Below are 24,781 nucleotides of genomic sequence, written 5' to 3'. Positions count from 1 at the left end.
TTCGGGATGCGACCTTATTCAATCAGCTTCCGTTCGGATAGCGGTCGCGCCACGCCTTCTGCGCGCCCTCGACCGGAAGGGCGCTCGCCTCATAGACGCCGCGGGCGATCGCCCGCGCCATGACGATAGTGGCAAGATGGCAAAGCTCCATCAGGCTCGCCATGTCGTCTCTCGGACGCCTCGCCGTCGAGGCGGCGAAGACGGTGTCGCCGTCAAGCGGCAGGTGCGCCGGCAAGAGCGCCCGGGCAAGGCCGTCGTGGCCGGCGAGCGAAAGCCGGTGCGCTTCCGCCTTCGTCAGCTGTGCGTCGGTCACCACCGCGCCGATCGTCGTCGCCGGTGTGCTCATCCCTTTGAGCCGCATCCGATGGTCGGCCAGCGCAGGCATGCCGAGGCCGCCGAATTCATCGTCTTTTTCGAAGGGCGCCGCCCAGAAATGCGGCCCGTCGCCGATCGTTGCCGAGCCGAGCGCATTGACGGCGACGATCGCCGCGATGCGATATCCGGTGCTGCTGACGGCGCTCGCCGAGCCGAGCCCGCCCTTGAAGGTTGCCGTCGTCGCCCCCGTGCCGGCGCCGGCGGTGCCGAGCGCGAAGACGCCCTTGGCCGCGGCCTTCAATGCGGTGTAACCCATCTCACGATAAGGGGAATGCAGGCCCCAATCCTTGTCGCCGCCGTTCAGCAGGTCCATCAGGATCGCTTGCGGCACGATCGGAATCTTGACCGGCCCGACTGCAAAGCCCCGGCCGAGTTCGCGCAGCCCGGCCTGCACGCCGCCGGCGGCATCCAGTCCGAAGGCGGAACCGCCCGAGAGCACGAAGGCATCCACGGCACTGACGGTCATGGACGGGTCGAGCAGGTCCGTGTCGCGCCCGCCCGGCGCGCCGCCGAGCACCGTGCCGGATGCGACGGCCGGTTCATCGAAAACGATGGCGGTGACGCCGGAGCCGAGCGCGAGGTCGGTCGCATGGCCGACGGAAACGCCTTCGATGTCGGTGATGAGGTTGAGAAGATCGGGCAAGGGCTGATCCTGGTGGTGCTAGAGCCTGTCGCGCAAAAGTGTTCAGCGGTTTTGCGACAACGACATGCGTCAAAACAAAGATCTAAAGCGCGCGAAGCGAATCTGAAAGATCGCGATGCGCTTTAGGTCGGCCGATAGGACTGCAATTGCCCTCAAAAGACAAGACCGGCCCCTTTGGCAGGACCGGTCACATCAGGAAAGCCGCGAAAGTCGGCGGCGGCCGCATGCCGTCAGGCATGAAGCGGCTTCGGATGACGGCGGGTCATCAGGTCGTGAATGGCCAGCCGCACCTCATCGGGTGAGCGGAACCGCTGCTCATCGAGGTCGTGAACGTGGAACTTCACGGCGATGAACTTCAACCGGTCTTCATCCGGGATGACGATCCCGACGGGGACGCCTGCATATTCGATAACTTGCTTCTTCATAGATAGAACTCCTGCCGCGCGAAATACGCAGCCATGGCGAATTGACTTGTCTGGTACCGTTGAAAGGAGGACGAACGTCACATTCGACAGTTCGGGCGGGAGAGGGCGCCCGGACGGTCATTGCCAAGCACGGAGCGCCCAAGGACATTGGCGAGAATATCGATGTCTATCATGTCTCGTTCCTTGTTGGCGTTGCGCTTGAATGGTCCCGAAAGAGCCCGGGACCGGTGAAGGCTGTCTTCAATATCTACTAACTTGGTAGAGATTACCCGATAGCCTGTCAGAAACATATTCCGAAACGTGTCAAAATATCGACGATCCGAAAAAATTAATTCCGCACCAGCCAAACTTACGGAAAGAAACATATCAGCTCTTCGTAAAATTCGCATGACAGAATCGCAATCGATCGATCGTCGCAGCAGAAATAGGAAGCCCATCTGATTCAGGCAATGGGCCTGATCATTAAAAATCGGAATGCCGCGAAATGACCGATTTGATGAACGCCAAAAGCCCTGTGTCACCAGCCTTCGTCGAGCACCTTTTCCAGCATGTCGGCGAAGAAATCCGCGCTTTCCATGCTGAGGCAGAGAGGCGGTTTGATCTTCAGCACATTTTGGTGATCGCCCGTCGGCTGCATGATGACGCCGAGTTCGAGAAGCCGGTCGCAGATCGCAGCCGTTTCTTCCGTCGCGGGCTCCAGCGTCGTTCTGTCGCGCACGAATTCGAGACCGAGATAAAGTCCGATGCCGTGTACGGCGCCGGCGATCGGATGGCGGTCGATCAGCGCGGCAAGCCGCCCCTTCAGATGATCGCCGACCGTTCGGGCGTTTTCCTGCAGCTCCTCCTCGGCCATGATGTCGAGCACCGCCATGCCGGCGGCGCAGCTGACCGGGCTGCCACCGGTCGAGGAAAAGAAACTGCCTTCCTTCTCCAGTGATTCGGCGATTTCGCGCGTGGTGATGACGGCGCCGAGCGGATGGCCGTTGCCCATGCCCTTGGCGATGGTGATGATATCGGGCGCTACCCCTTGCTGCTCGAAGCCCCAGAAATAATGGCCGAGCCTGGCATAACCGACCTGCACTTCGTCGGCGATGCAGAGGCCGCCGCGGGCGCGAACCTCAGCGTAGAGATCCCTGAGATAACCGTCCGGCAGCGGAATGCCGCCCGCATTGCCGTAGACCGATTCGCAGATGAAGCCCGCAAGGCCTTCGCCGCCGGCGTCGATCGCCTCGAGCACGGGCGCGACCGCGCCGAGATACCTTGCTGCCGTATCGGGGCCGCGGAAGGCGCCGCGATAGGTGTTCGGCGACACGACGGCGTGTACCCAGTCCGGCCGGGTGGTCAGCGCTTGCGGATTGTCGGCGATCGAGGTCGAGACGGCATCGCTCGCCGCCGACCAGCCGTGATAGGCCTCGAGCAGGCAGAGCATGTTGCGGGCGCCGCTATGGGCCTGCGCCAGCCGGATTGCCAGATCGTTCGCCTCCGAGCCGCTGTTGACGAGGAAGACCGTGTCGAGCCCGTCCGGGGCGAGCGCCACGAGACGTTCGGAAAACTCGGTGATCGCGGCATAGTGGAAGCGTGAATTGGTGTTGAGCCGCAGCCACTGGGAATTGATCGCCGCCGCGAATTTGGGGTGGCCGTGGCCAAGGATGGTGACGTTGTTGACCATGTCGAGATAGGCACGGCCCTCGATATCGAACAGATGCTCCTTCCAGCCGCGCTCGATCTGCGGCGGCGCCGCATAATAGTTCTTCTGCGGCTTTGCGAGATGAGCCTGCCGCCTGGCCAGCAGCTCCGCGTTTTCCAGACGCGGCGCATCCGCTTCCCGGCCGAGAAGCAGCGAAGGCGAAGGGCAGAGCACCGACCAGGCCGGAGCTTCGCGCGGCGCGGCAAAGAGCGGCGGTTCGAGGCCCGCGACGCTGCAAAGCTGCACGCGGAGCCCGCCGAGCGACGGCGCCTCTCCGAAAACCACGCCGAGCGGATCGCCGGCGGCTACCTCGGCTCCGTCCACGACCGCGGCGTCGAGCCCGTCGAGATGCAAGGTTACGTTTTCGCCGGCGAGCGTCAGATGCTGGTCCTTCCAGCCGATGCGGCCGGCAAAGGGTGCGGCAATCGCGCTTCCCGCGGCAAGGCATATGTCGACATGCAGGGCGCAGGTCGCCTGGCCCTTGGCGCTTCCGAGGCTCGCGCGCGACAGCCGGTATTCGCCGTAGCGTGTCGCCGCCGCGCCGTTTTCTGTCGCCGCGCGGGCGAGCAGCCGCCAGTCCATATCGGTGTTCAGCCAGTTGCCGGCGGAAAAATGCGGGCTTCGCACGCCGAGATCGACATAGGCGATGCCCTCGGGATCGATACCTGGCAGCAGCGGCAGCCATCCCGACGCTTCCGGGGCGGCGATATCCGCGCCGGCCGCCTTGAGGATCGCCGCTTCCATGAGTTCGAAGGGAACCGACATTGCCGTGTCGAAGATCGCCCATTCGCGCTTGAGATTGCCGCGCACATACTCATTCTCGGGATCGATCGAAATCTGCTGTTCGCTGCTGGCGACGAGGATGACCGCGCGTGCGACGATCAACGGCCAGAGCGCTTTCAGCTCTTCGTCAGTCAGCGGATAGATCGCCTGATAGGCGGTGACGGCGGGCAGGATATGAAAAGGATCGCCCTCCGCCTGATGCAGCAGCGAAGCGCAGGTGACGGCGAGATCGCCGACCAGCCAGCCGCGGATGATGTCGCCGAAATCGATCACCCCATCGGGGATCATGTGGCCGCGGACGTCTCGATGGCCGACGACATTGTCGCCGGTGACGTCGTGATGCACGGCCTGCAGCCGAAGCGACGGTGCCAGGGGCTGGAGGCGGCGAACAGCCATCACCATGGTCTTGGCGATCCGGTCGCGCGCGGCGCTGTCGGTGATGACGGAAAGCAGTTGCACGGCGACCGGGCCGGCACGCCTGAGATCCCATTGCAGGCTGCGGTCGAGGCCGGGATGACTGAAATCGGCAAGCGCCTCTGCCAGCCGCGCACAGAGCGCGCCGAGCGCGGCAACGGAGGCCGGCGCCAGATATGTCAGCTCCGTCAGCCCCTGGCCTTCCAGATATTCCAGCAGCCGGACCTGATAGACTTGTTCGCGCAGCGTGACGGTGACGATCTCCTGCCCGTCATTGGCGGCGATCACGTCAGGAACGCGCGGCGCGTCCTGCTTGCCTTTCAGGTGATGGATCGCCGCATTCTGCGCTTCGAGTTCGCGGGCCTCGTAGGCGGCATGGCAGATTTTCAGGACGTAGCGGCCGCCATCGGTATCGACGCGGTAGTTTCGGTCCTGCTGGCTGCCGAGTTCGGCAGCCACGCCGGAAAGGCCGTAATGGGCTAGCAGGATTTCTTCTGCGTCTGCGACGGTGACATCGGGACGCGGCAGCGCCATGCGATCAACAAGCACCTCGTCGGTCATGGCACCCCTCCCGCAGCATGATTCGATTACCTATTGAACGAGATAATCAAATACTTGCCGCTGGGAGGCAACGGGGGATCGCCTTTCGCCGGCAAAAGAGATGCAGGACTTCGCCTTTGCTCAACCCATGCGTTCGGAGGCGTAGCTTCCGGGGCTAGCCGGGAAGACGACCGTACGATTGCCGTTGATGAAGGTGCGGTGGTGGATATGGGCGTGGATGGCCCGCGCCAGCACCTGGCTTTCGACATCGCGGCCGATCGAGACATAGTCGTCGGGCGACTGCGCGTGGGTGATGCGGGCCGTGTCCTGCTCGATGATCGGGCCTTCGTCGAGGTCGGCTGTGACGTAATGGGCGGTTGCCCCGATCAGCTTCACGCCGCGCTGGTAAGCCTGCTTGTAAGGGTTGGCGCCCTTGAAGCTCGGCAGGAAGGAGTGGTGGATGTTGATGATCTTGCCCGACATCTGCTTGCAAAGCTGGTCGGAGAGGACCTGCATGTAGCGGGCGAGCACGATCAGCTCGGTGCCGGTCTGCTCGACGAGGTCGACGAGCTGGGCTTCGGCCTGCGGCTTGTTCTCCTTCGTCACCTTGATGTGGTGGAAGGGGATGTCGTGATTGACCACGACCTTCTGGTAGTCGAAATGGTTGGAGACGACGCCGACGATATCGATCGGCAGGGCGCCGATCTTCCAGCGGTAGAGCAGGTCGTTGAGACAATGGCCGAAACGCGACACCATCAGCAGCACCTTCATGCGGCTTTCGCTGTCGTGGAAATCATATTCCATCTTGAAGGGCGCGGCGACGGCAGCGAAATCCGCGCCGATCTCGGTGCCGGACAGGCCCTCTTCGGAAATGAAGCTGACGCGCATGAAGAACCTGCCGGTGTCGAGATCGTCGAACTGCGAGCTGTCGATGATGTTGCAGCCCTTCTCGGCCAGATAGCTCGAAATCGCCGCGACGATGCCGCGCGTCGACTTGCAGGATACCGTCAATACATAGCTTGTCATGTCTCTCTTCCCTCTTGGAGGCCGCAGCCCGTGCTTAGATCAAAGCCCGAACCGCGAATAGGCCGGCACGCTTTCATTCATGCGACAAATTGCAAGATAAACCATCACGTTCCTGCAAGTTCTCTCATCGCCGGCTCAGCTTAGGAGAAGTTGCTCGAAACGCTGTGCCGCCAGCGCCGCCCGGATGTGTATTCTCGCCTTCTATGACTGAAATTAGAGCATGTCGCTCAAAGCTGATGAGCAATTTGCGACATCGAGAGGCGGGAAACCAAGGATATGAACCGCGGCAACTGAATCCGAAGCATCTACGCTGGTGGACGGCTTACCGCCACTTTCCGGCGGGGCGTGGTGATTTCGTGGATGATTGCGCCCCCGATCGACGAGAGCACCAGCGAAAGGATCACGAAGAGCACCGGCTGCTTGAGGATGCCGATCGGCAGGCGGTCGGCGACGACCCTGAGAAAGGCGAGCGTGAAGGCGTGGGTGATGTAGATGCTGTAGGAGCAGTCGCCGAGATAGTTCAGCCAGCCGATGACGGGCAGACGGGAAAAGTCGATGGAAACAGCGCCGTAGATGATGAAGATCGCCGGGATGCCCCAGGCGTAGAACCGGCTCTCTGGCCGCATCAGGGCCTCGTTGACGAAGAGGAACGCAAAGCCGATCGCCAGCGCCGCCCAGGCCCAGCGGTTCGGCAGAAGGAGCTTCTGCCCGTAGAGCCAGCCGAGCACGACGCCGGCGAGAAACTCCAGCATGATCGGCTCGCCGTAGAACCGGGTGGCGGTTGTATCAGGCAGCATGCGGCAGGCGATCAGGATGACGGCAAAGACGGCAAACATCGCCGGGATGCGCCGGACTTCCGAGAGCGGCAGCAGCAGCGCGAAGACGAAGTAGAAGAACATTTCGTAATTCAGCGTCCAGCCCGGAATGACCACCGGCGTGATCGTGCCGGGATCGGCGGGATTGGTCCATGGCAGGAAAAACAGCGAGGCGATGAGATGCGGCAGATCGAACACCGTCGATTTCAGCAGTGAAGGGGCCAGCAGCGCCACGGCAGCCGAAAACAGCGTTGCCAGCCAATAGAGCGGAACGATCCTTTTGATGCGGCGGCGGGCGAAATCGACGGGGCTCATCGCCCGCCCGTTCGTCGTCAGCCACATCACGAAGCCGCTGAGCACGAAGAAGATGTCGACGCCGGTTTCACCGTAAAGAAAAGCCGTGGCGTCGATGGCGGGATTGACCTTGGCAAGCTGCAATATCGCATGGAAATAAACGACCATCAGCGCCGCGACGGCGCGCAGGTATTGAAGCTGGACAAGCATCTGATGTCTTGCTCCTCGGGCTCGCGCGATCGCCGGTTTCCACCGTGCCGCTGCGGTCAACTCAGTACATCTGCCGCACGACCCTGTCGGATGCGTGGGCTGTCGTGGAAGCGCATATATCCGACGACGAACCACAAGAGACCGGCGATCTTCATCGAGAAAACGGCGGTGCCCCCGATCATCATATTCAGAAAAATGAAAAGAGAAAGTGAATGGGCGCAACGCCGCTGCGCTGCGGTGCGCCCGGCGGGGAAGAGGCAGACGAACAGCCAGAGGGCGACGACGCCGAAGATCGTCGCCGCGTAGATCAGGTAGACATAGCCGCTGTCGGCGAACTCGGCGACCCTGTCGACCGAAAGCCCGAGAACTGCGAGCGGATCGAGCTCCATGATCTTCTTCATCGTCAGGTTGATGCGGCCGGTGAAATTGTCACCGGTGGCATTCGGTTTCAGCGTATAGACGACGAACCCGGCGGCGACGATCAGCGGCATCAGCGCCAGATTGAAATTCCGCGGGATCTTCGGAAAGACGAAATAGCCGGCGATGCAGGCAAAACAAAAGATCAGCATGGTGCGTGTGTCGTTCGTCACCAGGATCAGCACCGCCGTGCTGATGAAAAGCAGCCGGTCCCAGCGCCCCAATCTTTCCCACATGGAAATCAGGTAGATCGCGATCACGCCGCAGAAATTGGCAAGCGACACCTGTTCGAGGAAAATCGACGACGAGCGATGGTCGATGATGCCGAAGGAAAAGCGCTCGGGAAAACCGAGCGCGTTCTGGAACAGGCCCGTCTTGTTGTAGCTCAGCGGCAGCAGCCCGCGCGTATTGGCGAAATAATCGGACGGATGCACGATGCTGACATAGAACGGCACGCTGATGATCTCGAAGATCAGGAAGATCAGCACGGCGAGGCTTGCCCAGCGAAAGGCAAGCTTCATCGTTCTCTCGTTGCTCCAGCCGCCGAGCCCGGTAAAGCAGAAAATGATCAGCACGTTGCGGAAATGGTCGACGAACGGCATGCGGTTGAGCACGCTGACATAGATGGTTACGACAAGCGTGAACAGCAGGAACAGGAAAGCCGGCAGGTCCGTCTCGTAGATGCCTTTGTGCAGGATGTAGATGATGGCGCTTGCCAGGATCAGGCCTTCGCTGGCGGCGACATGCGTCATCGAGAGCGGCACGATGTTGTGATTGATGAAGGCGAGAATGCCGTTGTAGAGCACGGAGAGCAGGCCGAGCCAGAGCACGACATGATCGATGCGCGACGCCTCGCCGGCGGCATCGAGCCGGTTGCGGGCAACAATGCCGGTTAAAGGGAAACTCGCAGCCCTTTGGTCACTGACCGCCATGTTCAGTTCCCCACCGGCTTGACGGCCATGCAGGCGCCGGCACCGGCTTTGGCTTTCGCCGCCTCGGCGAGAAGCCGCATCTGCGGCCGCTCGGCGCCGCCCTGGCGCGGCTGGACGTTGAAGGGTTCGTCCGCCGGCCACCATTCGCCCGCGGCCCAATAGGACCAGCCGAGCCAGACGTCGCCATTCCCGGACATGGTGGCGTAAATCTCAGTCAGCCCGTCCATGCAGTCCTTGTCGGTGGAGGCGCCGAATTCTCCGAGAAAGCCGCGCTTGTGGTTGCGTTTCAGCCAGGCCGTGACCCCGGCGATCGCCTCGACCGCGGCGTCCGCACCTTCGCAGGTCGGGTGGGTTCCGGAGGAATCGACGTCGAGATACTGGTGGACCTCATAGGCGTAGAAGTCGAGCGGATCGCGCACGCCGAGCATGACCGTGCCGTTGGCGCCGCCGATCACGTCCTTCTCCCAGCTGTGAGCGCCGCTCCACGCCGTACCCGGCACCAAGATGAGATTGCGGGCGCCGACGGCGCGGATGCTGCGGATCGCCGCATTGGCGGCGGTGAGCCAGTCCGTCGCCTTGATGTCGTGCGGCTCGTTCATCAGGCCGAAGAGGACGCCGTCCTGATTGGCGAATTCGACTGCGAGCCTTGCCCAGAAATCGGCAAAGGCGGCATCCGTCGCCGGCGCGGTGCCGACCTGCACCTTGTCGTAATAGCCGAAATTATGCGGGTCGAGCAGCACGGCCATGCCGTGCTTGCGGATCAGGCCGACAGTATCCTTGATCCGCTTGAACTCGTCCTCGTCGAGCCGCCCGCCGAGCGCCGGTTGCAGCCGCTCCCAGCGAAAGGGCAGCCGGATGATCGTCATGCCCTTTTTGGCGAAATAGCGGATCGTCTCTTCGCTGGGATAGGTATAGTTCGTGCCGTAAGTGCCGCCGCGCTCGCCATATTCGCCGCCGGAAAGATTGACCCCGCGATAGCAGGGCGCGTCGGCCGCAAGGGCCGGCGAGGGGACGAGAGCGGCGGCAAGCAGCAGCGCTGTCAGATGTCGTCTCGCCTTCATCGCTACTCCTCGCAATCGCGTCAAATCGCAACATTGCGTCGCTGGAATTATTTTAACGGTCCGTTAGCTAAGAATTTCTAAAGTCTCGGCACCTCGGCTTCAGTCTTTCACGCTGGGCGGGACACGAGTGCGCGTATGAACCAGTATGACAGGAACAGGGTAAGCCGGCTCCCCGGCTGGCGCAGTTTTGAGCCGTCTCAGACTGCGCCTGAAGGCGTGCGCATGCGCAGCCCTGTCGTGCGCCCGGATGATTTCGTCCCTCCGCGGCCTGACCCCGCTCCTCCTGCCCCCCCTCCTGCCTTTGTGCCGCCGCCGGCAAGGGTTGCGCAAATCCGGCAATCCGAGCGTCCGGCGCCGCCATACTCAAAACAGCCTGTCGCCGACGTGCCGTCGAACGCTGCACCTGTGCCTGACGCGCCACTTCTCGATCTCCGCTCCAGTATCGCCGCGATCTGGAGCCGACGGCTGGTCGTGCTCGGTCTGGCTCTTCTCGGCGCCGTTGCCGGCGGGGCGGTGGCGCCGTTCATCGGACAGAAATTCACTGCCGTCAGCAGCCTCTATTTCGATCCGCGCCAGATCGGCCTTGCCGATGCGGGCGCCCAGTCTTCGGGTCCCTCGCCGGAAATGATCTCGACGCTGATCGACAGCCAGGTGCAGATCCTGACCTCGGGCAATGTGCTGCGCCGCGTCGTCGACGCCATGAAGCTTGATCAGGATCCGGAATTCACCGGCGGCCGCACCGATGGCGCCGCCGTGATCGGGACCCTGCAGAAGGCGCTTGTTATCACCCGCGAGGCCAGCACCTATGTCGTCTCGCTTGCCGCGACGACGAACGATCCGGAAAAATCCGCAAGGCTTGCCAACCAGGTCGTCACCTCGTTCACCGAGGAAGAAAACAGCGCCTCGAACGGCATCTACGAAAACACCTCCTCGACGCTCGACGGACGCCTCGACGATCTGCGCCGGAAGGTGCTGGAGGCCGAGCAGGCCGTCGAAACCTTCCGCGCCGACCACGACATGGCCGCGACCGAGGGCAATTTGATCTCCGATCAGCGGCTCGTCTCGTTGAATACGCTGCTGGTGACGGCGCAGGAAAAGACCATCCAGGCCAAGGCCCGCGCCGATGCCGTCGCCAATCTCCGCGTCGAGGATATCGTCGCCGGCAACCAGGCGGAAGGCGGCGTCACTTCGCCGCTGGTCAGCCTGCGCCAGCAATATGCCACCCAGGCGGCTGCCGTCGGCAGTCTTGAAAGCCAGATGGGCGCTCGTCATCCGCGCCTGCAGGCGGCCCGCTCCTCGCTCCAGAGCATATCAGGCGAAATCAAGGGCGAATTGCAGCGTCTCGCCACTTCGGCAAGAGGCGAATACGAGCAGGCCAAGGCCGCCGAAGACAGCGTCGCCAAGGAACTCGCCGTGCAGAAGGCGCTGCAGGCGAGTACCTCCGACAAGCAGGTGGAACTGAACGAATTGCAGCGCAAGGCGACGGCGGCACGCGATATCTACGAGACGGTTCTGAAGCGCTCCAGCCAGACGAGCGAAGAGCAGAACCTCAACCAGAGCAACATTCGCGTCATCTCGCCGGCCGAGCCGCCGGTCAAGGCCGATGGTCCGGGCAAGAAGATCCTGCTGGTCGCGGGCATCATCGGCGGTCTTCTTGCCGGTTTCGTCGTCGGTGCGGGTTTTGCGATCCTCGCCGGCCTCTTCGGCCACCCCGTCATCAGAAGTTATTTCAGGAAGCCGCCTGCTGCGGCGGCTTGATGCGGGCCGTCAGCTTTCCTACATCCGGGAGAGGCGATTTGTCGCCGGCAGGAGAGCTCCCATGCGGCTGTTGACGATGGTTCTGATATCGCTCGGCGTCCTGTCCAGCCTCGCCCCGGCGTCCGCTTTCGCCGTCGACTGGACGAAACCCGTCAAATCGGATGTCCAACCCCTCTACCCCTACAAGGGCCTTCCCGGCGTCAAGGCGCAGCCGGACAAGAAGGAAGAGGAATCCTATAATTGCCGCACCGAAACCGTCCAGGTCCGTCGCCGCTATGACGAGATCTTCCGCTCGGGCGGCATGCCGACGCTGATGTATGTCTGCGACCGCGACGGTTTCGTCACCATGGGCGAAAAGGTTCCGCTGCGCGGCCATTATCAGCCGGTGCGGTGAAGGCCGGAGCTCCTCAAAAGCGTCTGCGGATGCGATCCTCGAAACGCTCGACGGGAAGCTCCATCCTAAGATAGTCGAAGCCTGCATTTGCTTGCGATTGATCGACGACCGAATATTTGACCACGCCCTTTTCCTCGGTCCGCCGTAGCGGCAAGCTTTCGGTCGACGTAAAGCCCAGCCGATTGTAGAGGCCGATCGCTTTTTCATTATGGGAGAAAACATGCAGCTCGGCCGTCTTGGCCCCGAGCCCCGAAAACATCCACTCCAGCAATGTCTCACCGCAGTGGAACATCAGGTTACGGATATCGCTCATTCGGCCGCGGATGACATTGTCAAATTCGGCTGCGCCGGGCCGGATATTGCAAACGCCGAAATTGCCGAGCCGGCTGCCGTCGGGATCGCAAATGACGAATAGGATACGGTCGGCGGCGGGCAGCGAAATGCCTTCGAGCCAGCTGCGCGTGCGCTCCTCGGTGGCGGTAAACTGCGTGAGGAAGAACGGCATCGACTGGTTTCGCCACGCAGTCAGGTCACCGATAAGTCCGGGCTCGTCGAGCATCGACCTGTCGATGCATTGCAGATCGCCCAGGTGTATGCCGCTATCGTTCCTGATCGGGAGCCGGAGCCGTCTGGCCGGATCCGCATTGTTCTTCAGGCTGGCGATATCGACTTGCGACATGATGATTATTCCCGATTGTCCGCTCAAGGCTCGCGGCAGATGCAGTAGCCGTCCGGCGAGGAAGACGGCCCGAGTTTGCCGCTTAGGACCGGATCGACTTCGAAGCCGTGCTGTTGTGATAGATCCGCCCGGCCGCCACATCGAGCAGCGTTGCCGCCACTCGGTCGATATCGGCTTCGCTCATATCGTGGTAGCTCGGCAGGTTGATCGCGCGATCCGGAATGCCCCAGGCGTTCACGTTCTCGGGCCGATCCTCGAACATTGAGAGGCTGGAAAGGGGATAGAAGAAGACGCGCGCGTCGATATTGGCGGCCTCAAAAGCTTGTTGCATCATCTCGCGGGTAATGCCCGTCGACTGATGAAAGACCGCGGTAGGCATCCACGCGCCGTTGATCGTGCCGCTATATTCCGGATTCATCGAGATGCCGGGCAGGGTGGAAAGCCGGACCATGTAGGCAGCTAGTATTTCCCGTTTGCGGGCCACGAGCTCTTCGATGCGCTCGAGTTGTGCGCAGCCGATGGCCGCCTGGATGTTGGACATCTTATATTTGAAGCCGATCTCGTCGGGCCAGAACTGCTTGGTCTGGCCGCGTGCACGGCCGTGATTGCTCAGCGTCAACACGCGCTCATAGAGCGCGGCGTCGTTGGTGACGAACATGCCGCCTTCACCTGTTGTCAGGGTTTTGGTGCCGTGGAAGGAGAAGGTGCCGAAGGCGCCCATCGAGCCGGCGCGGCGGCCGTGGTAAACGGAGCCGATTGCTTCTGCCGCATCCTCGATGACAGGAATGCCGGTGCGCTTGCCGATGTCGAGCAGCGCATCCATGTCGCAGAGATTGCCGTAAATGTGGGTCGCGATGATCGCCTTGGTCTTCGGGGTGATGTGCCGCTCGACCTCGCGGGGATCGATGCACCAGGAATCCGGCAGCACGTCGACGAAGACCGGCTTGGCTCCCAGGTGGAAGATCGGTGAAACGGTGGCGACCCAGTTGGTGTCGGCAAGGATCACTTCGTCGCCGGCGCCAACGCCAAGTGCGGCCAAGCCCATGTGCATCGCGCCCGTGCAACTCGATGTGGCAATGGCAAAGTCGCTACCCAGGTGGGTTTTGAAGTCGCGTTCGAAGCGATTGATGTAGTCGTAACAACGTGCGCCCCATCCGGTCGCCGCCGCGTCCGTGGCGTAATCGGTTTCAAGCTGAGTGATGGAAGGCTTAGTGTAGAAGATCCTGTTTGTCATTCCGCTAATTTCTGTTCAATGGAAATCAAGACGCGGGCGCCCGCCACGACTCTCGTTTTTGAGACTGGCGCGAGGCTCACATTAGAATATGCCGGGCAAGGTCGTGCTCGTGGAACACGAGATTGGGTAGGTAGCCGAGTGCTACGAAATATTCTCGGTCTCTTTCGACGCTGACGAAGACGGCAGTGCATTCCAGCGGGCTGTCGCTGAGTTCCTTTGTCACCTTCACCCTTTCACTGAGCCCGAGTTCCCGCATTAGATTCTCGAGCGCGGTGATCTCGGTGAAACCGGCGAGAAGCAGCGTGTTGATCCCGATTGCCGCATTCACTTCGCTGACCAGCGTCTGGATGGCGACCATCAGGGGCAGCCTTTCACGGAAGGGGCGGATTTCTGGGTGGTCGAGCATCCCGCCCCATACGATGCGGGTATAGAGTTCATAGGCCTTGATGAAGTTCTTGCGCGCCGCCCAGAAGCGGAAAGCGACCGCCATGCGGTTGAGCGTGAAAATCTTGCACATCTCGTCATACTTGAGACGCGCCTCGGGCGTGAGGTTCAGCGCCCCGCGCTTGGCGCCTGTATAGAGGAAATATTCAAGCCCGCCACGATAGCGATCCCAGCTGGTCATGACATCGTTGGTGCCTTCCTGCTGGCGGTCGCGAACGATCGCTGAATTAGCGATGGAGCGGTAGAACGGCTGCTGCAGGAAGGCGATCGCACCCTGATCGAGGAAGTGCGCAAGGAATGGAAACGGGTAAAAGCAGAATTCTCGCGGGGTCCAGGCCGACCGCAGGGGCGACGAGCGATAGATCGCGATTTCCGGAAAAATGTGGCGCTCGAACATATACTGGAAGACTTCGCCAAAGCTGCCATGCGCGAACTTCCGATCCTCCTCGACATTATAGAATTTCGCGATGTCGTTTTTGGCGACTTCGTCGTAGAAGAACCAGGGCGCATGGGCGCAGGTTACTTCCGGATTGTTATCGAGATATCTGATGGTGTCAGCCACCGCATCGGCGATCAGGATGTCGTCGTCGGCGAGGTAGATGAGGTATTCGCCCCTACCGAGGCGCAGCGTGCTCGTGACGTTTGCCAGGGCGCCGGCATTACTTTCACGCTTGAAGTATCGGATCGGCAGCCCCCGGCCGATAAATTCCTCGACCACCTGCTGCGTGCCGTCCGTGGAAGCATTGTCGCAGATGACGATTTCGAAGGGGAAGTCGAACTTGTAGTCGTTCTCACAGTAGGTCAGCGAGTTTCTGAGAAAGGCTTCGCGATTATAAGTCGGGATGCAGATGCTGAGTTTGATGCCGCTCAAAGGCTTGTCTCCTGGCTATAGCTTTCAAGCGCGGCGTCGCGCTCGCTGATGACGCTCGGCATGAAGGGCCAGGCGATGGAAAAGGCGGGGTCGTCCCAGCGGACGCCGCGGGCGAGCTCCGGCACATAGACTTCCGACATCTGGTAGAAGAGCTCGCAGTCGTCCTCGAGCGTCAGGAAGCCGTGCGCGCAGCCGGCGGGAATGTAGAAGGCATTGTGTCGGGACGCATCGAGTTCGGCGGAGGCCCATTTGAGATAGGTCGGGGAATCCCGCCTCAGATCGAGCGCCACGTCGAAGACCCTGCCGCGCGTGGCGCGCACCAGTTTGATTTCCGGCCTGGGATCGGCCTGATAATGCATGCCGCGCAACGTACCGCGCTTGTGGTTTTGCGAGACGTTGCACTGCGGATAGATTGGAACGAGACCGTGGTCGGCAAAGCTCCTGGCATCGAAAGTCCGCGCGAACAGCCCTCGCTCGTCCGAGCGCGCGTCGACTTCCACGACAAAGGCACCCAAAACCGCGGTCGGAGCGAATCTCATCCGATCACCGTCAGTTCCGGTACGGCGACGGCGAAGCGGCCGCCCCAGTCGCCGACCCTGCCGTTGGCCGCAACGACTTCGTTTTTGATGTTCCACGGCAGGATGAGAATGTAGTCCGGCTTCGTCTCGTCCATCTTTTCCGGAGCGTAGATCGGCAGCTTGCTGCCTGGCAGGTAATGCCCCTGCTTGTGCGGGTTTCGGTCGACCACGTAGTCGATGAGGTCAGTGCCTACGCCGCAGAAGTTCAGGAGCGTATTGCCCTTGGCGGCGGCCCCGTAGGCGGCGACCGTCTTGCCGTCACGCTTGGCTTCCTTAAGGAAGGTCGGCAGTCCATCCTTGATCGGCGCCACGCGGTTTTGGAAGGCCTCGTAAGTTTCGACCTTGTCGAAGCCGGCGGCCGCTTCGTCGGCGCGCACTTTGGCGACGCCGGGGCCGGTCGGATGAGCGGTCGATGTCGTGCGGCATGCGAGCACGCGGAGGCTCCCCCCGTGGGTCGATAGTTCTTCCACGTCGAATACGGTAAGGCCGTGGGCCGCGAAGGCTTTCTCGACCGCCAGCAACGACAGATAATAGAAATGCTCGTGGTAGACGGTATCGAACTGGATGTTTTCCATCAGCCGCAGCAGATGCGGGAATTCGACGCTGACGACGCCATCCGGCTTCAGAACGTCGGAGAGCCCGCCGACGAAGTCGTTGATGTCAGGCACGTGCGCCAGCACGTTGTTGCCGATGACGATATCGGCGGCAAGGCCGCGGGAGACGAGATCGCCAGCCGTTTCCTTGCCGAAGAACCGCGCCTCCGTGGGAACACCGGTCTGCCGCGCCACCTCCGCGACGTTTTCGGCCGGTTCGATGCCGAGCACCGGCACGCCGGCCTCGACGAAATGCTTCAGCAGGTAGCCGTCATTGCTCGCCACCTCGATGACCTGCGATGTCTCGTTGAGGCCGAAACGCTTGCGCGCCATGATGGTGAACTGGCGGGCATGCTCCACCCAGCTGTCGCTGTAGGAAGAGAAATAAGCATAGTGGCTGAAGATGTCTTCCGGCGGCACGAAGGCGTCGGCTTGCACCAGCCAGCAATCGGAGCAGACGAAGGCGCGCAGCGGGTAGGAAGGTTCCGGCTGCTTCAGCTGTTCTTCCGTCAGATAGGCGTTGGCGAGCGGCGTCGAACCGAGATCGACGAAACGATGTTTCAAGGGAGCGCCGCAAAACCGGCAATTATGCGCTGTCATGATATTGCTTCCTCATAGGCCGCGATCTGGCTGAGCGAGAAGGCGCGCATGTCGGCTCCTTCGCGATTGGCCTTGTACCAGGCGGCTGTCCAGTCGATTGTCTGCTGCAGGCTCAGGCGCGGTCGCCAGCCGATGGCGGAAAGCGCCAAAGCCGAACTCAGTGTCAGAGCGGGCGCTTCCGGCAGATGCGTGCCCGGCGCTTGTCGCCAGACGTCGTTGACACCATGGGCGAGGCCAAGCGCATCGGCAAGCTCCGCAACGGTCGCGAAACTTTCCGGGTCGGGTCCGAAATTGAGCGCTTCGGGCAGCTTCTTTTCGTCTGCATGTGTCAGCGCCTCGGCAAAGGCGAGATAGCCGCCGAGCGGTTCCAGCACATGCTGCCATGGGCGGATCGCCTCGGGATAACGAAGCTGAATCGGCTGGTTGTTTTCGAAAGCGCGGATGAAATCCGGTATTAGCCGGTCCTTCGACCAGTCGCCGCCGCCGATGACATTGCCGGCGCGCACGGTCGCAACCCTGATGTCGCGCCCCTTGAAGAAGCTGTCGCGATAGCTCTGTACGACGAGTTCGGTACAGGCCTTGGAATTGGAGTAGGGATCCTTGCCGCCGAGCGTATCGCTTTCAACGAAGGGAACGCCGGTGCCGTTGTTGGCATAGACCTTGTCAGAGGTAACGACGAGAACCGTCTTGACGCAGGGCGCTTCTCGAACTGCTTCCAGAACGTTTGCAGTGCCCATCACATTGGTTGCGAAAGTCTCGGTCGGGTTTTCGTATGAGCGTCGTACCAGTGCTTGTGCAGCCAGGTGGATGACGATTTCTGGTTCGAAATTGATGAGACCTTGGCTGAACGCTGACGCGTCTCTGATATCGGCGATGTGATGGCTCTGCCCGCTCCAAGGCGAAAGCCGGACATAGAGGGAAGGAGTGGTTTCCGGTTCCAGCGAAACCGCCGCGACGTCCGCGCCGAGCTTTTCCAGCCACAGCGAAAGCCAGGATCCCTTGAACCCGGTATGCCCGGTCAGGAAAACGCGTCTGCCATTCCAGAAGTTCGTCAGGCCCATATTTTCCACGGTGCCTTTCCGGAGCTCCAGAGTTCTTCGAGCTGATGGCGTTCGCGAAGCGTGTCCATAGGCTGCCAGAAGCCGTCATGGCGGAAGGCTGCAAGCTGCTTGTTCGCCGCCAGCCATTCCAGCGGGCCGGCCTCCCAGATCGTGTCGTCTCCGTCGACGAGATCGAGGACGGAAGGATCGAGAACGAAGAAGCCGCCATTGATGCGCTGGCCATCGCCCTTCGGCTTCTCGACAAAGGCGGTGATCACGTCGTTCTCGATATTGGTGGCGCCGAAGCGCCCGGGCGGCGTCACCGCGCACATCGTCGCCTTGAGGCCGTGGCTGCGATGGAAGGCGACTTCGGCGGCAATGTCGATGTCGCCGACGCCGTCTCCATAGGTCATGCAGAAGGGTTCGCCCGGTGTCAGGTGGTCGCGAACGCGCCCGATACGGCCGCCGGTCATCGAGTTCACGCCGGTATCGACTACGGTCACGCGCCAGTTCGGGCGTTTGCCGCCGTGATAGTCGATGCTGTTGGCGCCGAGGTCGACGGTGATATCGCTATGATGCAGAACAAGGTTTACGAAGTATTCCTTGATCATATAGCCCTTGTAGCCGGCGCAGACGATGAAATCGTTGAGCCCGTGATGGGCGTAGATGTTCATGATGTGCCAGAGGATCGGCATGCCGCCGACTTCGACCAGAGGCTTGGGGCGAATACTGGTTTCCTCGGCAAGACGAGAGCCAAGGCCACCGGCGAGAATTACGACTTTCATCCCAAGCGAACTCCAGAGTGTCTAGTCAAGCTTCCGGCAATCCACCCGGGTGAGCCGTCCGGGCTCTCTGCAGGCGGAACGGCCGTATGCTCATCCCTGTCCTCGTATCCGATTTCGTTCTTGTGCGAGGCTTGCGGGGTTGCTGGCGAGGCGGCCTGAGCTTTTCGCCAGTCATGCGTCGAATAATGGGACCGTTTCAGCATCAGTCATCCATCCGTTGCCAGCATCTCTCAAAGAAGCGGCTCTGCCTGGCAACGAAACCGCCCCCACCGGTTGACGGCACGCTTCTTGCGTTGTTACTAATATTCTAACCCTTGGGGAGAAAGTGCCATGCAATGGAACACATCGGCGGATTTTGCGCCTCTTGTTCTCTTTCTCGGCGGCCGGCACAAGCGCAGGATCGTCAGGACGCTCCGCGATGCCGCCGAAGTTCTGATGGTGGACTGGCCATTTGAAGACGGAGAGGAGTACGTCGCGGCCGTCAAGGCCTGCGCCGATGCCGTCACCGGGCAGGGCGGCATGGACGAGTTGAGGGAATTGCTTCTCAGCGCCGCCAGGGAAGCCGGCATTGCGGTTTTGTCGGTTATATCAGACAGCAGAAAAACGACGCCTCACATGGCCGCGTGACAGGCGTTGGACCGGCGCTGACAAGCCTTCCGGCAGCGGCATCTCGGATGCTGGGCTTCCAGATAAACACGTCATCCTGGCCTCTGTTAAGAGAGCCAAATGCGTAGCTTTTGGAAAGGCTTGAATATTTGATCTTGGCAGGGATCAAAAGGAAATGGTGCCCAGAAGAGGACTCGAACCTCCACGCCTCGCGGCACAGGTACCTGAAACCTGCGCGTCTACCAATTCCGCCATCTGGGCGACGGAGAGCGATGTAAGGGGGCTGCTCCTGACTGTCAACTGGGTTTTTGAAGTTTTCCTGACAGTTGGCAAAAAACTGGGGTCACATCGGGAAGAGTGCCGCCGGGCGGGCATAGCGCTGTGGCCGGCACGCCCTATATAAAGGCAGCATCGAAAGGAATTGCGTCATGCCCGCTCTTCGCACCCTCCTGCTCGCCGGCTTTCTCGCCGTTCTTTCGCCCGCAATCGCGTCGGCTGATTCGCTCAAGGTGGGCAGACCAGGGCTGGGGCCGGTCAATACGGGATCGACGCTTTGCGATTTTCGCGGCTGCTTCGGTTTCGGGCCGCAGCAGTGGCATCGTCCCGCCTATGTCCAGCCGAACTACCGCCCGAGAGGCGCGGGGCCGACCTATTATCTGCCGGGAGCGGCCGGGCGGCCGCAACTGACCTATGATCCGCCGCCGGTGCGCCGCGTAGAGCCGAAGCAGGTGAACAAGCACATCGCCTGGTGCACCAATGAATACCGCTCCTACAATCCGCGGACGGATCACTTTCTCACCTATGAGGGCGTCTACAGGGTCTGCCGTTCCCCTTATCGGTGAATTGCCGCCGTCAGCTTTCGTGCGAGACGCGATCGACATGGCCGAGATCGCGGCCGGGCTCGATGATGTCGCGTACCCGCTGCTTCAATTCCTTCGGCCCGGGAAAGCCGCCATCGCGCTTGCGCTCCCAGATGAGGTCGCCGTTGACGCGGATTTCGAAATTGCCGCCTGTGCCGGGGATCAGCGCCACTTCGCCGAGACTGTCGGAAAAAGTGTGCAGCAACTCCTGCGCCATCCAGGCGGCGCGCAGCAGCCAGTTGCATTGGGTGCAGTAGAGGATAGAGACGCGGGCTTTTTCGGTCATGGCGGTTTCCTTTCGCTCAGCTTGGTTTAAGTCCTGCCGCGTGCCCGCGCAATCGGCTTCGCACAAGCGTCTTGCGCGCCGCCCGCCGGCATGGTCTCTTCCCTCCTATCGGCCATCTCGGGAAAAGCCCATGCGAGTCGCAGTCGTCGAAAACATGAGGAACACCGGCCTCGGCGCGCTTGCCAAGGCGCTTGATGAGGCGGGCGCGGAGATCGACTGGTTCCGGGTGTGGCAGGATGGCATTCTGCCACGCGACGTATCCGGCCACGACGCGCTCGTCGTTCTCGGCGGCGAGCAGAGCGCTCGGGATGACGAGACGCATCCCTATCTGCCGGAACTCGTGCGGCTAACGCGCCGCTTCGGCGATGCAGGCAAGGCCGTGCTCGGCATCTGCCTCGGCAGCCAGATCCTTGCCCGCGCCTATGGTGCCGACAATCTGCTGGGGGCCGCCCGCGAATTCGGCTGGCACAGCATCGGCGTCACCGGCGAAGGCAGGGCCGATCCGCTGCTGTCTGCTGTCGGCGGGGAATTCACCATCTTTCAATGGCACGCCGATACCTTTTCCCTGCCTGCAGGCGCCGTTCGTCTCGCGACGAGCCCTATCGCCGAGAACCAAGCCTTTCGCATCGGCCGCGCCGTCTATGGCACCCAATTCCATTTCGAGGCCGATAGAGTGGTGGTCGAGCAGTGGAAGGCGGAATTCCCCGACACGATCGAACGGATCGCGCCCGGCTGGCTGGAAGGCTATGCCGAGCTGGCTGCGCGGCATGCCGATGCCGCCGATGCCGCGGGCCTTGCCATAGCACGTGCCTGGGTCAGCCTCATCGAGCGGCAAGAGGCCAAAATGCTGTCACAGGCACCCGCTTGAGAGGGGATGCGATGACGGCAAGCGAACGCGAAAAGATGGCGACGGGTCAATGGTATTGCTGCCTTGATGACGAACTCGATCTTCTGCGCCAGCAGGCGCGTCGGGCGGTCCATGCGCACAATACCTTGCCGCCGGACGAGCGCGGCGGCGCAGCGCCCGTCCTGAGGGCGCTCTTTGCCGAGGCTGCGGACGATATCTTCATCGAAGCGCCGTTCCATTGCTCCTACGGCATCAATATCGCTCTCGGCGAGCGCGTCTATTTCAATTCCGGCTGCACCATCCTCGATTCCGGCAGCGTCGTGATCGGCAATCGCACCATGTTCGGGCCGGGCGTGCAGATCTATTGCGCCGAGCATCACAAGGATCTCACCCTTCGCCGCGCGGGCATCGAGATCGCCCGGCCGGTCGAGATCGGCAGCGACGTCTGGATCGGCGGCGGCGCCATCATCCTTGGCGGGGTGGCGATCGGCGATGGCGCGATCGTCGGCGCCGGTGCCGTCGTGACGAAGGACGTACCGGCGGGCGCGACCGTCGTCGGTAACCCGGCCCGCATCCGATAAGCCGGTGTGTCACCCGTCCCCAATAACCTTCCCATCTCGACAGTGAGAATCACTCCGCTAGATGAGAAAGCGAAACGGGAGGACATCATGAGCGAGCGAACTTTACCCATGGAAGGCGGCTGCCGTTGCGGTCGGGTACGGCTGAAGATCAGCGCGCCGCCGCTGCTTACCATGGCTTGCCATTGCACCGGCTGCCAGAAGATGACCGCGAGTGCCTATTCGCTGAGTGCCGCCATCCCCAGCGAAGGCTTCGAAGTCACCAAAGGCGAGCCCGTCATCGGCGGCCTGCATGGCGTCACCAAACACTATTTCTGCCCGCATTGCATGAGCTGGATGTTCACCCGGCCGGAAGGCATGGACTGGTTCGTCAACCTGCGTGTCACCATGCTCGACGACCCCAGCTGGTTCACGCCCTTCATCGAGACATGGACGAGCGAGAAGCTGTCATTTGCCGAGACAGGGGCGGTGTACAGCTACGAGGCGCTGCCAGAGATGGACGCCTACGAGGGGCTCGTGAAGGAGTATATGGGCAGGGGATAGGGCTCAGAAGCCCTGGAAGAAGAAGTCCATGGCACCGATGATGGCATCGCTTTTGCCGGATAAATCTGCGATAGCTTTTCCAATTTCCGAGGTCGGGACAGACGCCATGCGCTGGGTGGCCATGACATAGATTTCACCCTCGATGGAAAAGCGTGGATTCAGCCGTGAGATCGACCAACTCAGTTCCCGCACTGGATACAGCGGCACCATGACCCGCGACGGCAGATCGTCAAGCAGATTGGCTTGAAGATCGATAGCAAGGATATTTTCGTTTTTCAGCTGATGGGCGTGAAAGCGTGCCATCAAAATTGGCGGTACTTGGCGAGCGGCAGGCCGTGCTTTTCGACATATTCGTTTTCAAGTCGGATAGCCTCGGCGTTCTCGATACGCCAAAGCCGCTCGCGTTCCGCCTTTATCGCCTTGGCGATACCATCCTCCGCGGCCCGCGATAGGTTGATCTTGAGTTCGCGCGCCTGGGAAACGAGGCCTTCGTCAAGTGAAAGATTCACTGCTTTTCTGGCCTGATGACCCATAACGATCTCCTCGATCTTATGCGCAAATCATATGCGCATAAGATACCATTGAGAAGCGTTATTCGTCGCCCATTTTCAGCGCTGCGATGAAGGCTTCCTGCGGGATCTCCACCTTGCCGAACTGGCGCATGCGCTTCTTGCCGGCCTTCTGCTTGTCGAGCAGCTTGCGCTTGCGGGTGGCGTCGCCGCCGTAGCATTTCGCCGTCACGTCCTTGCGCAGGGCCGAGATCGTTTCGCGGGCAATCACGTTGCCGCCGATCGCCGCCTGGATCGGGATCTTGAACATGTGCTTCGGGATCAGCTCCTTGAGCTTCTCGCACATGTCGCGGCCGCGCTTTTCGGCGGCGGTGCGGTGCACCATCATCGAGAGAGCATCGACCGGCTCGCCGTTGACGAGGATCGACATCTTCACGAGGTTGCCCTCGCGGTGGTCGGTGAGCGTGTAATCGAAGGAGGCATAACCCTTCGAGATCGACTTCAGCCGGTCGTAGAAATCGAAGACGACTTCGTTGAGTGGCAGGTCGTAGGTCAGCATCGCGCGCGTGCCGACATAGGTGAGCTCGATCTGGATGCCGCGACGGTCCTGGCAGAGCTTCAGGATGCCGCCGAGGTAGTCGTCGGGTGTGAGGATCGTCGCGCGGATCCACGGCTCATGGATTTCGGAAATCTTGACGACATCGGGCATGTCGGCCGGATTGTGCAGTTCGCGCTCCGTGCCATCGGTCATGTACATCTTGTAGACGACGGAGGGGGCGGTGGCGATGAGGTCGAGATCGAACTCGCGTTCCAGCCGTTCCTGAATGATTTCGAGATGTAAGAGGCCGAGGAAGCCGCAGCGGAAGCCGAAGCCGAGGGCGGCCGACGATTCCATTTCGAAGGAGAAGGAGGCGTCGTTGAGGCGAAGCTTGCCCATGGCGGCGCGCAGATCCTCGAAATCGGCGGCATCAACCGGGAAGAGGCCGCAGAAGACCACCGGCTGCGCCGGCTTGAAGCCCGGCAGCGCCTGCGCCGTCGGCCGCTTGTCCTCGGTGATCGTATCGCCGACGCGGGTATCGGCCACTTCCTTGATCGAGGCTGTGATGAAGCCGATCTCGCCGGGGCCGAGGCTTTCGACATTGACCATCTTCGGCGTCAGCACGCCGACGCGCTCCACCTGGTATTTGGCATCCGTGCCCATCATGCGGATCGTCTGACCCTTGGTCAGCACGCCGTCGATGATGCGCACGAGAACCATGACGCCGAGATACGTGTCGTACCAGCTGTCGACGAGCAGCGCCTTCAGCGGCGCCTTTTCGCCGCCGGGGCTCTTCGGCGCCGGCAGCTTGTGGACGATCGCTTCCAGCACGTCGGGAATGCCGAGGCCTGTTTTGGCCGAGATCAGCACGGCCTCCGAGGCGTCGATGCCGATCACTTCCTCGATCTGTTCCTTGATCCGGTCGGGTTCGGCGGCCGGCAGATCGATCTTGTTGAGGACGGTGACGAGCTCGTGGTTGTTGTCGATCGCCTGGTAGACGTTGGCGAGCGTCTGCGCTTCCACGCCCTGAGAGGCGTCGACGACGAGCAGCGAGCCTTCGCAGGCCGACAGCGACCGCGAGACTTCATAGGCGAAGTCGACGTGGCCGGGCGTGTCGATCAGGTTGAGGATGTATTTCTCACCATTGTTCGCCTGGTAATGCAGGCGCACGGTCTGGGCCTTGATGGTGATGCCGCGCTCACGCTCGATATCCATATTGTCGAGCACCTGCTCGGACATTTCGCGCTCGGCAAGGCCGCCTGTCGTCTGGATCAGGCGGTCGGCCAGCGTCGATTTGCCGTGGTCGATATGGGCCACGATCGAGAAGTTGCGGATATGGGACAGCGGAGTGGTCGAATTGGTGCTCATGCGCGCCATATAGCAGCGCCGCCCCCTGCCGCAAAGCGGTAATTATCC

General features: G+C 61.5%; 26 protein-coding genes and 1 tRNA gene. 7 read left to right on the top strand and 20 right to left on the bottom strand.

What is annotated here, in order from left to right:
- Window positions 1–22: 22 nt before the first annotated feature.
- The 8 genes from QD408_RS01710 to QD408_RS01675 all read right to left on the bottom strand — a co-directional run bounded on the left by QD408_RS01710 (window position 23) and on the right by QD408_RS01675 (window position 9,622).
- Window positions 23–1,018, bottom strand: a complete 996-nt coding sequence (locus tag QD408_RS01710; protein ID WP_414138133.1) for a P1 family peptidase — start codon at window positions 1,016–1,018, stop codon at window positions 23–25.
- Window positions 1,019–1,248: 230 nt separating this feature from the next.
- Window positions 1,249–1,443 carry a hypothetical protein gene (locus QD408_RS01705; protein WP_008525170.1) on the bottom strand — a complete coding sequence of 65 codons (195 nt, stop codon included), beginning with the start codon at window positions 1,441–1,443 and terminating at the stop codon, window positions 1,249–1,251.
- Window positions 1,444–1,520: 77 nt separating this feature from the next.
- The gene (locus tag QD408_RS01700) at window positions 1,521–1,964 is read right to left on the bottom strand and encodes a hypothetical protein (RefSeq protein WP_414138132.1); all 444 of its coding nucleotides are present in this window, start codon (window positions 1,962–1,964) and stop codon (window positions 1,521–1,523) included.
- Complete coding sequence (locus QD408_RS01695; RefSeq protein WP_088684363.1) at window positions 1,961–4,888, bottom strand: aminotransferase; 2,928 nt, start codon at window positions 4,886–4,888, stop codon at window positions 1,961–1,963. The genes QD408_RS01700 and QD408_RS01695 overlap by 4 nt, the downstream gene beginning before the upstream one ends.
- Window positions 4,889–5,008: 120 nt before the next feature.
- Window positions 5,009–5,893: a formyltetrahydrofolate deformylase gene (gene purU / locus QD408_RS01690; RefSeq protein WP_088684364.1), complete on the bottom strand. Its 885-nt coding sequence runs from the start codon at window positions 5,891–5,893 to the stop codon at window positions 5,009–5,011.
- A 305-nt stretch (window positions 5,894–6,198) separates the two neighbouring features.
- The gene (locus QD408_RS01685; protein WP_088684365.1) at window positions 6,199–7,212 is read right to left on the bottom strand and encodes an acyltransferase family protein; all 1,014 of its coding nucleotides are present in this window, start codon (window positions 7,210–7,212) and stop codon (window positions 6,199–6,201) included.
- Window positions 7,213–7,268: 56 nt separating this feature from the next.
- Complete coding sequence (locus tag QD408_RS01680; RefSeq protein ID WP_414138131.1) at window positions 7,269–8,561, bottom strand: hypothetical protein; 1,293 nt, start codon at window positions 8,559–8,561, stop codon at window positions 7,269–7,271.
- Between the two features lie 2 nt (window positions 8,562–8,563).
- A complete protein-coding gene (locus QD408_RS01675) occupies window positions 8,564–9,622 on the bottom strand; it encodes a glycoside hydrolase family 5 protein (RefSeq protein ID WP_414138130.1) in 1,059 nt (352 codons plus the stop codon).
- A gap of 135 nt (window positions 9,623–9,757) precedes the next feature.
- Between QD408_RS01675 and QD408_RS01670 the strand changes: the two genes are divergently transcribed.
- The gene (locus tag QD408_RS01670; RefSeq protein ID WP_414138129.1) at window positions 9,758–11,380 is read left to right on the top strand and encodes a GumC family protein; all 1,623 of its coding nucleotides are present in this window, start codon (window positions 9,758–9,760) and stop codon (window positions 11,378–11,380) included.
- Window positions 11,381–11,441: 61 nt separating this feature from the next.
- Window positions 11,442–11,774, top strand: a complete 333-nt coding sequence (locus QD408_RS01665; protein WP_414138128.1) for a hypothetical protein — start codon at window positions 11,442–11,444, stop codon at window positions 11,772–11,774.
- Between the two features lie 13 nt (window positions 11,775–11,787).
- Here the strand turns inward: QD408_RS01665 and QD408_RS01660 are convergent, their stop codons facing one another.
- The 7 genes from QD408_RS01660 to rfbF form a co-directional block, all read right to left on the bottom strand.
- Window positions 11,788–12,453, bottom strand: a complete 666-nt coding sequence (locus QD408_RS01660; RefSeq protein WP_414138127.1) for a GNAT family N-acetyltransferase — start codon at window positions 12,451–12,453, stop codon at window positions 11,788–11,790.
- Window positions 12,454–12,535: 82 nt separating this feature from the next.
- Entirely contained in the window at window positions 12,536–13,687 is a 1,152-nt protein-coding gene (locus QD408_RS01655) for a DegT/DnrJ/EryC1/StrS family aminotransferase (protein ID WP_414138126.1), read from the bottom strand.
- 76 nt (window positions 13,688–13,763) lie between these two features.
- Window positions 13,764–15,002 (bottom strand): glycosyltransferase family 2 protein, encoded by a 1,239-nt coding sequence (locus QD408_RS01650; protein WP_414138125.1) that lies wholly within the window; start codon window positions 15,000–15,002, stop codon window positions 13,764–13,766.
- The gene (gene rfbC, locus QD408_RS01645; RefSeq protein WP_414138124.1) at window positions 14,999–15,541 is read right to left on the bottom strand and encodes a dTDP-4-dehydrorhamnose 3,5-epimerase; all 543 of its coding nucleotides are present in this window, start codon (window positions 15,539–15,541) and stop codon (window positions 14,999–15,001) included. The genes QD408_RS01650 and rfbC overlap by 4 nt, the downstream gene beginning before the upstream one ends.
- Window positions 15,538–16,773: a methyltransferase domain-containing protein gene (locus tag QD408_RS01640; RefSeq protein WP_414138123.1), complete on the bottom strand. Its 1,236-nt coding sequence runs from the start codon at window positions 16,771–16,773 to the stop codon at window positions 15,538–15,540. The genes rfbC and QD408_RS01640 overlap by 4 nt, the downstream gene beginning before the upstream one ends.
- Window positions 16,770–17,834, bottom strand: coding sequence for a CDP-glucose 4,6-dehydratase (rfbG, locus tag QD408_RS01635; protein ID WP_088684375.1), 1,065 nt, complete (start codon window positions 17,832–17,834; stop codon window positions 16,770–16,772). The genes QD408_RS01640 and rfbG overlap by 4 nt, the downstream gene beginning before the upstream one ends.
- Window positions 17,825–18,598: a glucose-1-phosphate cytidylyltransferase gene (gene rfbF / locus QD408_RS01630; protein ID WP_088684376.1), complete on the bottom strand. Its 774-nt coding sequence runs from the start codon at window positions 18,596–18,598 to the stop codon at window positions 17,825–17,827. The genes rfbG and rfbF overlap by 10 nt, the downstream gene beginning before the upstream one ends.
- A 330-nt stretch (window positions 18,599–18,928) precedes the next feature.
- Here rfbF and QD408_RS01625 point away from each other — a divergent pair, with 330 nt between their 5' ends.
- A complete protein-coding gene (locus QD408_RS01625) occupies window positions 18,929–19,225 on the top strand; it encodes a DUF982 domain-containing protein (protein ID WP_088684377.1) in 297 nt (98 codons plus the stop codon).
- 155 nt (window positions 19,226–19,380) lie between these two features.
- Here the strand turns inward: QD408_RS01625 and QD408_RS01620 are convergent.
- Window positions 19,381–19,465: transfer RNA gene (locus tag QD408_RS01620), tRNA-Leu, on the bottom strand.
- A 167-nt stretch (window positions 19,466–19,632) separates the two neighbouring features.
- Between QD408_RS01620 and QD408_RS01615 the strand changes: the two genes are divergently transcribed.
- Window positions 19,633–20,046, top strand: a complete 414-nt coding sequence (locus QD408_RS01615) for a BA14K family protein (protein ID WP_414138122.1) — start codon at window positions 19,633–19,635, stop codon at window positions 20,044–20,046.
- Between the two features lie 10 nt (window positions 20,047–20,056).
- Here the strand turns inward: QD408_RS01615 and QD408_RS01610 are convergent, their stop codons facing one another.
- Window positions 20,057–20,350, bottom strand: coding sequence for a SelT/SelW/SelH family protein (locus QD408_RS01610; RefSeq protein WP_414138121.1), 294 nt, complete (start codon window positions 20,348–20,350; stop codon window positions 20,057–20,059).
- A gap of 130 nt (window positions 20,351–20,480) precedes the next feature.
- Between QD408_RS01610 and QD408_RS01605 the strand changes: the two genes are divergently transcribed.
- From QD408_RS01605 to QD408_RS01595, 3 genes are all read left to right on the top strand, one after another.
- The gene (locus QD408_RS01605; RefSeq protein WP_414138120.1) at window positions 20,481–21,218 is read left to right on the top strand and encodes a type 1 glutamine amidotransferase; all 738 of its coding nucleotides are present in this window, start codon (window positions 20,481–20,483) and stop codon (window positions 21,216–21,218) included.
- A gap of 11 nt (window positions 21,219–21,229) precedes the next feature.
- A complete protein-coding gene (locus QD408_RS01600; RefSeq protein WP_414138119.1) occupies window positions 21,230–21,778 on the top strand; it encodes a sugar O-acetyltransferase in 549 nt (182 codons plus the stop codon).
- Window positions 21,779–21,865: 87 nt separating this feature from the next.
- The gene (locus QD408_RS01595; protein ID WP_414138118.1) at window positions 21,866–22,318 is read left to right on the top strand and encodes a GFA family protein; all 453 of its coding nucleotides are present in this window, start codon (window positions 21,866–21,868) and stop codon (window positions 22,316–22,318) included.
- Window positions 22,319–22,321: 3 nt separating this feature from the next.
- Here the strand turns inward: QD408_RS01595 and QD408_RS01590 are convergent, their stop codons facing one another.
- Genes QD408_RS01590 through lepA form a run of 3 tightly spaced genes read right to left on the bottom strand, consistent with a single transcriptional unit; the run spans window position 22,322 to window position 24,742 of the window.
- Window positions 22,322–22,621, bottom strand: a complete 300-nt coding sequence (locus QD408_RS01590; protein ID WP_414138117.1) for a CcdB family protein — start codon at window positions 22,619–22,621, stop codon at window positions 22,322–22,324.
- Window positions 22,621–22,851, bottom strand: a complete 231-nt coding sequence (locus tag QD408_RS01585) for a type II toxin-antitoxin system CcdA family antitoxin (RefSeq protein ID WP_088684386.1) — start codon at window positions 22,849–22,851, stop codon at window positions 22,621–22,623. Before QD408_RS01585 ends, QD408_RS01590 begins: the two co-directional genes overlap by 1 nt.
- A gap of 58 nt (window positions 22,852–22,909) precedes the next feature.
- Complete coding sequence (gene lepA, locus QD408_RS01580) at window positions 22,910–24,742, bottom strand: translation elongation factor 4 (RefSeq protein ID WP_414138116.1); 1,833 nt, start codon at window positions 24,740–24,742, stop codon at window positions 22,910–22,912.
- Window positions 24,743–24,781 lie beyond the last annotated feature (39 nt).

The organism is Rhizobium sp. BR 249 (assembly GCF_047445895.1).
Taxonomy (GTDB): Bacteria; Pseudomonadota; Alphaproteobacteria; order Rhizobiales; family Rhizobiaceae; genus Rhizobium.
The sequence above is the reverse complement of the archived record's forward strand: the minus strand, read 5'-3'. Positions and strand labels throughout refer to the sequence as shown.

What these genes read in the sequence shown, in the direction of transcription:
- QD408_RS01705 (WP_008525170.1), bottom strand. Translation starts at nt 1,443, where the DNA reads ATGAAGAAGCAAGTTATCGAATATGCAGGCGTCCCCGTCGGGATCGTC.
- QD408_RS01695 (WP_088684363.1), bottom strand. Translation starts at nt 4,888, where the DNA reads ATGACCGACGAGGTGCTTGTTGATCGCATGGCGCTGCCGCGTCCCGAT.
- purU (WP_088684364.1), bottom strand. Translation starts at nt 5,893, where the DNA reads ATGACAAGCTATGTATTGACGGTATCCTGCAAGTCGACGCGCGGCATC.
- QD408_RS01685 (WP_088684365.1), bottom strand. Translation starts at nt 7,212, where the DNA reads ATGCTTGTCCAGCTTCAATACCTGCGCGCCGTCGCGGCGCTGATGGTC.
- QD408_RS01680 (WP_414138131.1), bottom strand. Translation starts at nt 8,561, where the DNA reads ATGGCGGTCAGTGACCAAAGGGCTGCGAGTTTCCCTTTAACCGGCATT.
- QD408_RS01675 (WP_414138130.1), bottom strand. Translation starts at nt 9,622, where the DNA reads ATGAAGGCGAGACGACATCTGACAGCGCTGCTGCTTGCCGCCGCTCTC.
- QD408_RS01670 (WP_414138129.1), top strand. Translation starts at nt 9,758, where the DNA reads ATGAACCAGTATGACAGGAACAGGGTAAGCCGGCTCCCCGGCTGGCGC.
- QD408_RS01665 (WP_414138128.1), top strand. Translation starts at nt 11,442, where the DNA reads ATGCGGCTGTTGACGATGGTTCTGATATCGCTCGGCGTCCTGTCCAGC.
- QD408_RS01660 (WP_414138127.1), bottom strand. Translation starts at nt 12,453, where the DNA reads ATGTCGCAAGTCGATATCGCCAGCCTGAAGAACAATGCGGATCCGGCC.
- QD408_RS01655 (WP_414138126.1), bottom strand. Translation starts at nt 13,687, where the DNA reads ATGACAAACAGGATCTTCTACACTAAGCCTTCCATCACTCAGCTTGAA.
- rfbC (WP_414138124.1), bottom strand. Translation starts at nt 15,541, where the DNA reads ATGAGATTCGCTCCGACCGCGGTTTTGGGTGCCTTTGTCGTGGAAGTC.
- QD408_RS01640 (WP_414138123.1), bottom strand. Translation starts at nt 16,773, where the DNA reads ATGACAGCGCATAATTGCCGGTTTTGCGGCGCTCCCTTGAAACATCGT.
- rfbG (WP_088684375.1), bottom strand. Translation starts at nt 17,834, where the DNA reads ATGGGCCTGACGAACTTCTGGAATGGCAGACGCGTTTTCCTGACCGGG.
- rfbF (WP_088684376.1), bottom strand. Translation starts at nt 18,598, where the DNA reads ATGAAAGTCGTAATTCTCGCCGGTGGCCTTGGCTCTCGTCTTGCCGAG.
- QD408_RS01625 (WP_088684377.1), top strand. Translation starts at nt 18,929, where the DNA reads ATGCAATGGAACACATCGGCGGATTTTGCGCCTCTTGTTCTCTTTCTC.
- QD408_RS01615 (WP_414138122.1), top strand. Translation starts at nt 19,633, where the DNA reads ATGCCCGCTCTTCGCACCCTCCTGCTCGCCGGCTTTCTCGCCGTTCTT.
- QD408_RS01610 (WP_414138121.1), bottom strand. Translation starts at nt 20,350, where the DNA reads ATGACCGAAAAAGCCCGCGTCTCTATCCTCTACTGCACCCAATGCAAC.
- QD408_RS01605 (WP_414138120.1), top strand. Translation starts at nt 20,481, where the DNA reads ATGCGAGTCGCAGTCGTCGAAAACATGAGGAACACCGGCCTCGGCGCG.
- QD408_RS01600 (WP_414138119.1), top strand. Translation starts at nt 21,230, where the DNA reads ATGACGGCAAGCGAACGCGAAAAGATGGCGACGGGTCAATGGTATTGC.
- QD408_RS01595 (WP_414138118.1), top strand. Translation starts at nt 21,866, where the DNA reads ATGAGCGAGCGAACTTTACCCATGGAAGGCGGCTGCCGTTGCGGTCGG.
- QD408_RS01590 (WP_414138117.1), bottom strand. Translation starts at nt 22,621, where the DNA reads ATGGCACGCTTTCACGCCCATCAGCTGAAAAACGAAAATATCCTTGCT.
- QD408_RS01585 (WP_088684386.1), bottom strand. Translation starts at nt 22,851, where the DNA reads ATGGGTCATCAGGCCAGAAAAGCAGTGAATCTTTCACTTGACGAAGGC.
- lepA (WP_414138116.1), bottom strand. Translation starts at nt 24,742, where the DNA reads ATGGCGCGCATGAGCACCAATTCGACCACTCCGCTGTCCCATATCCGC.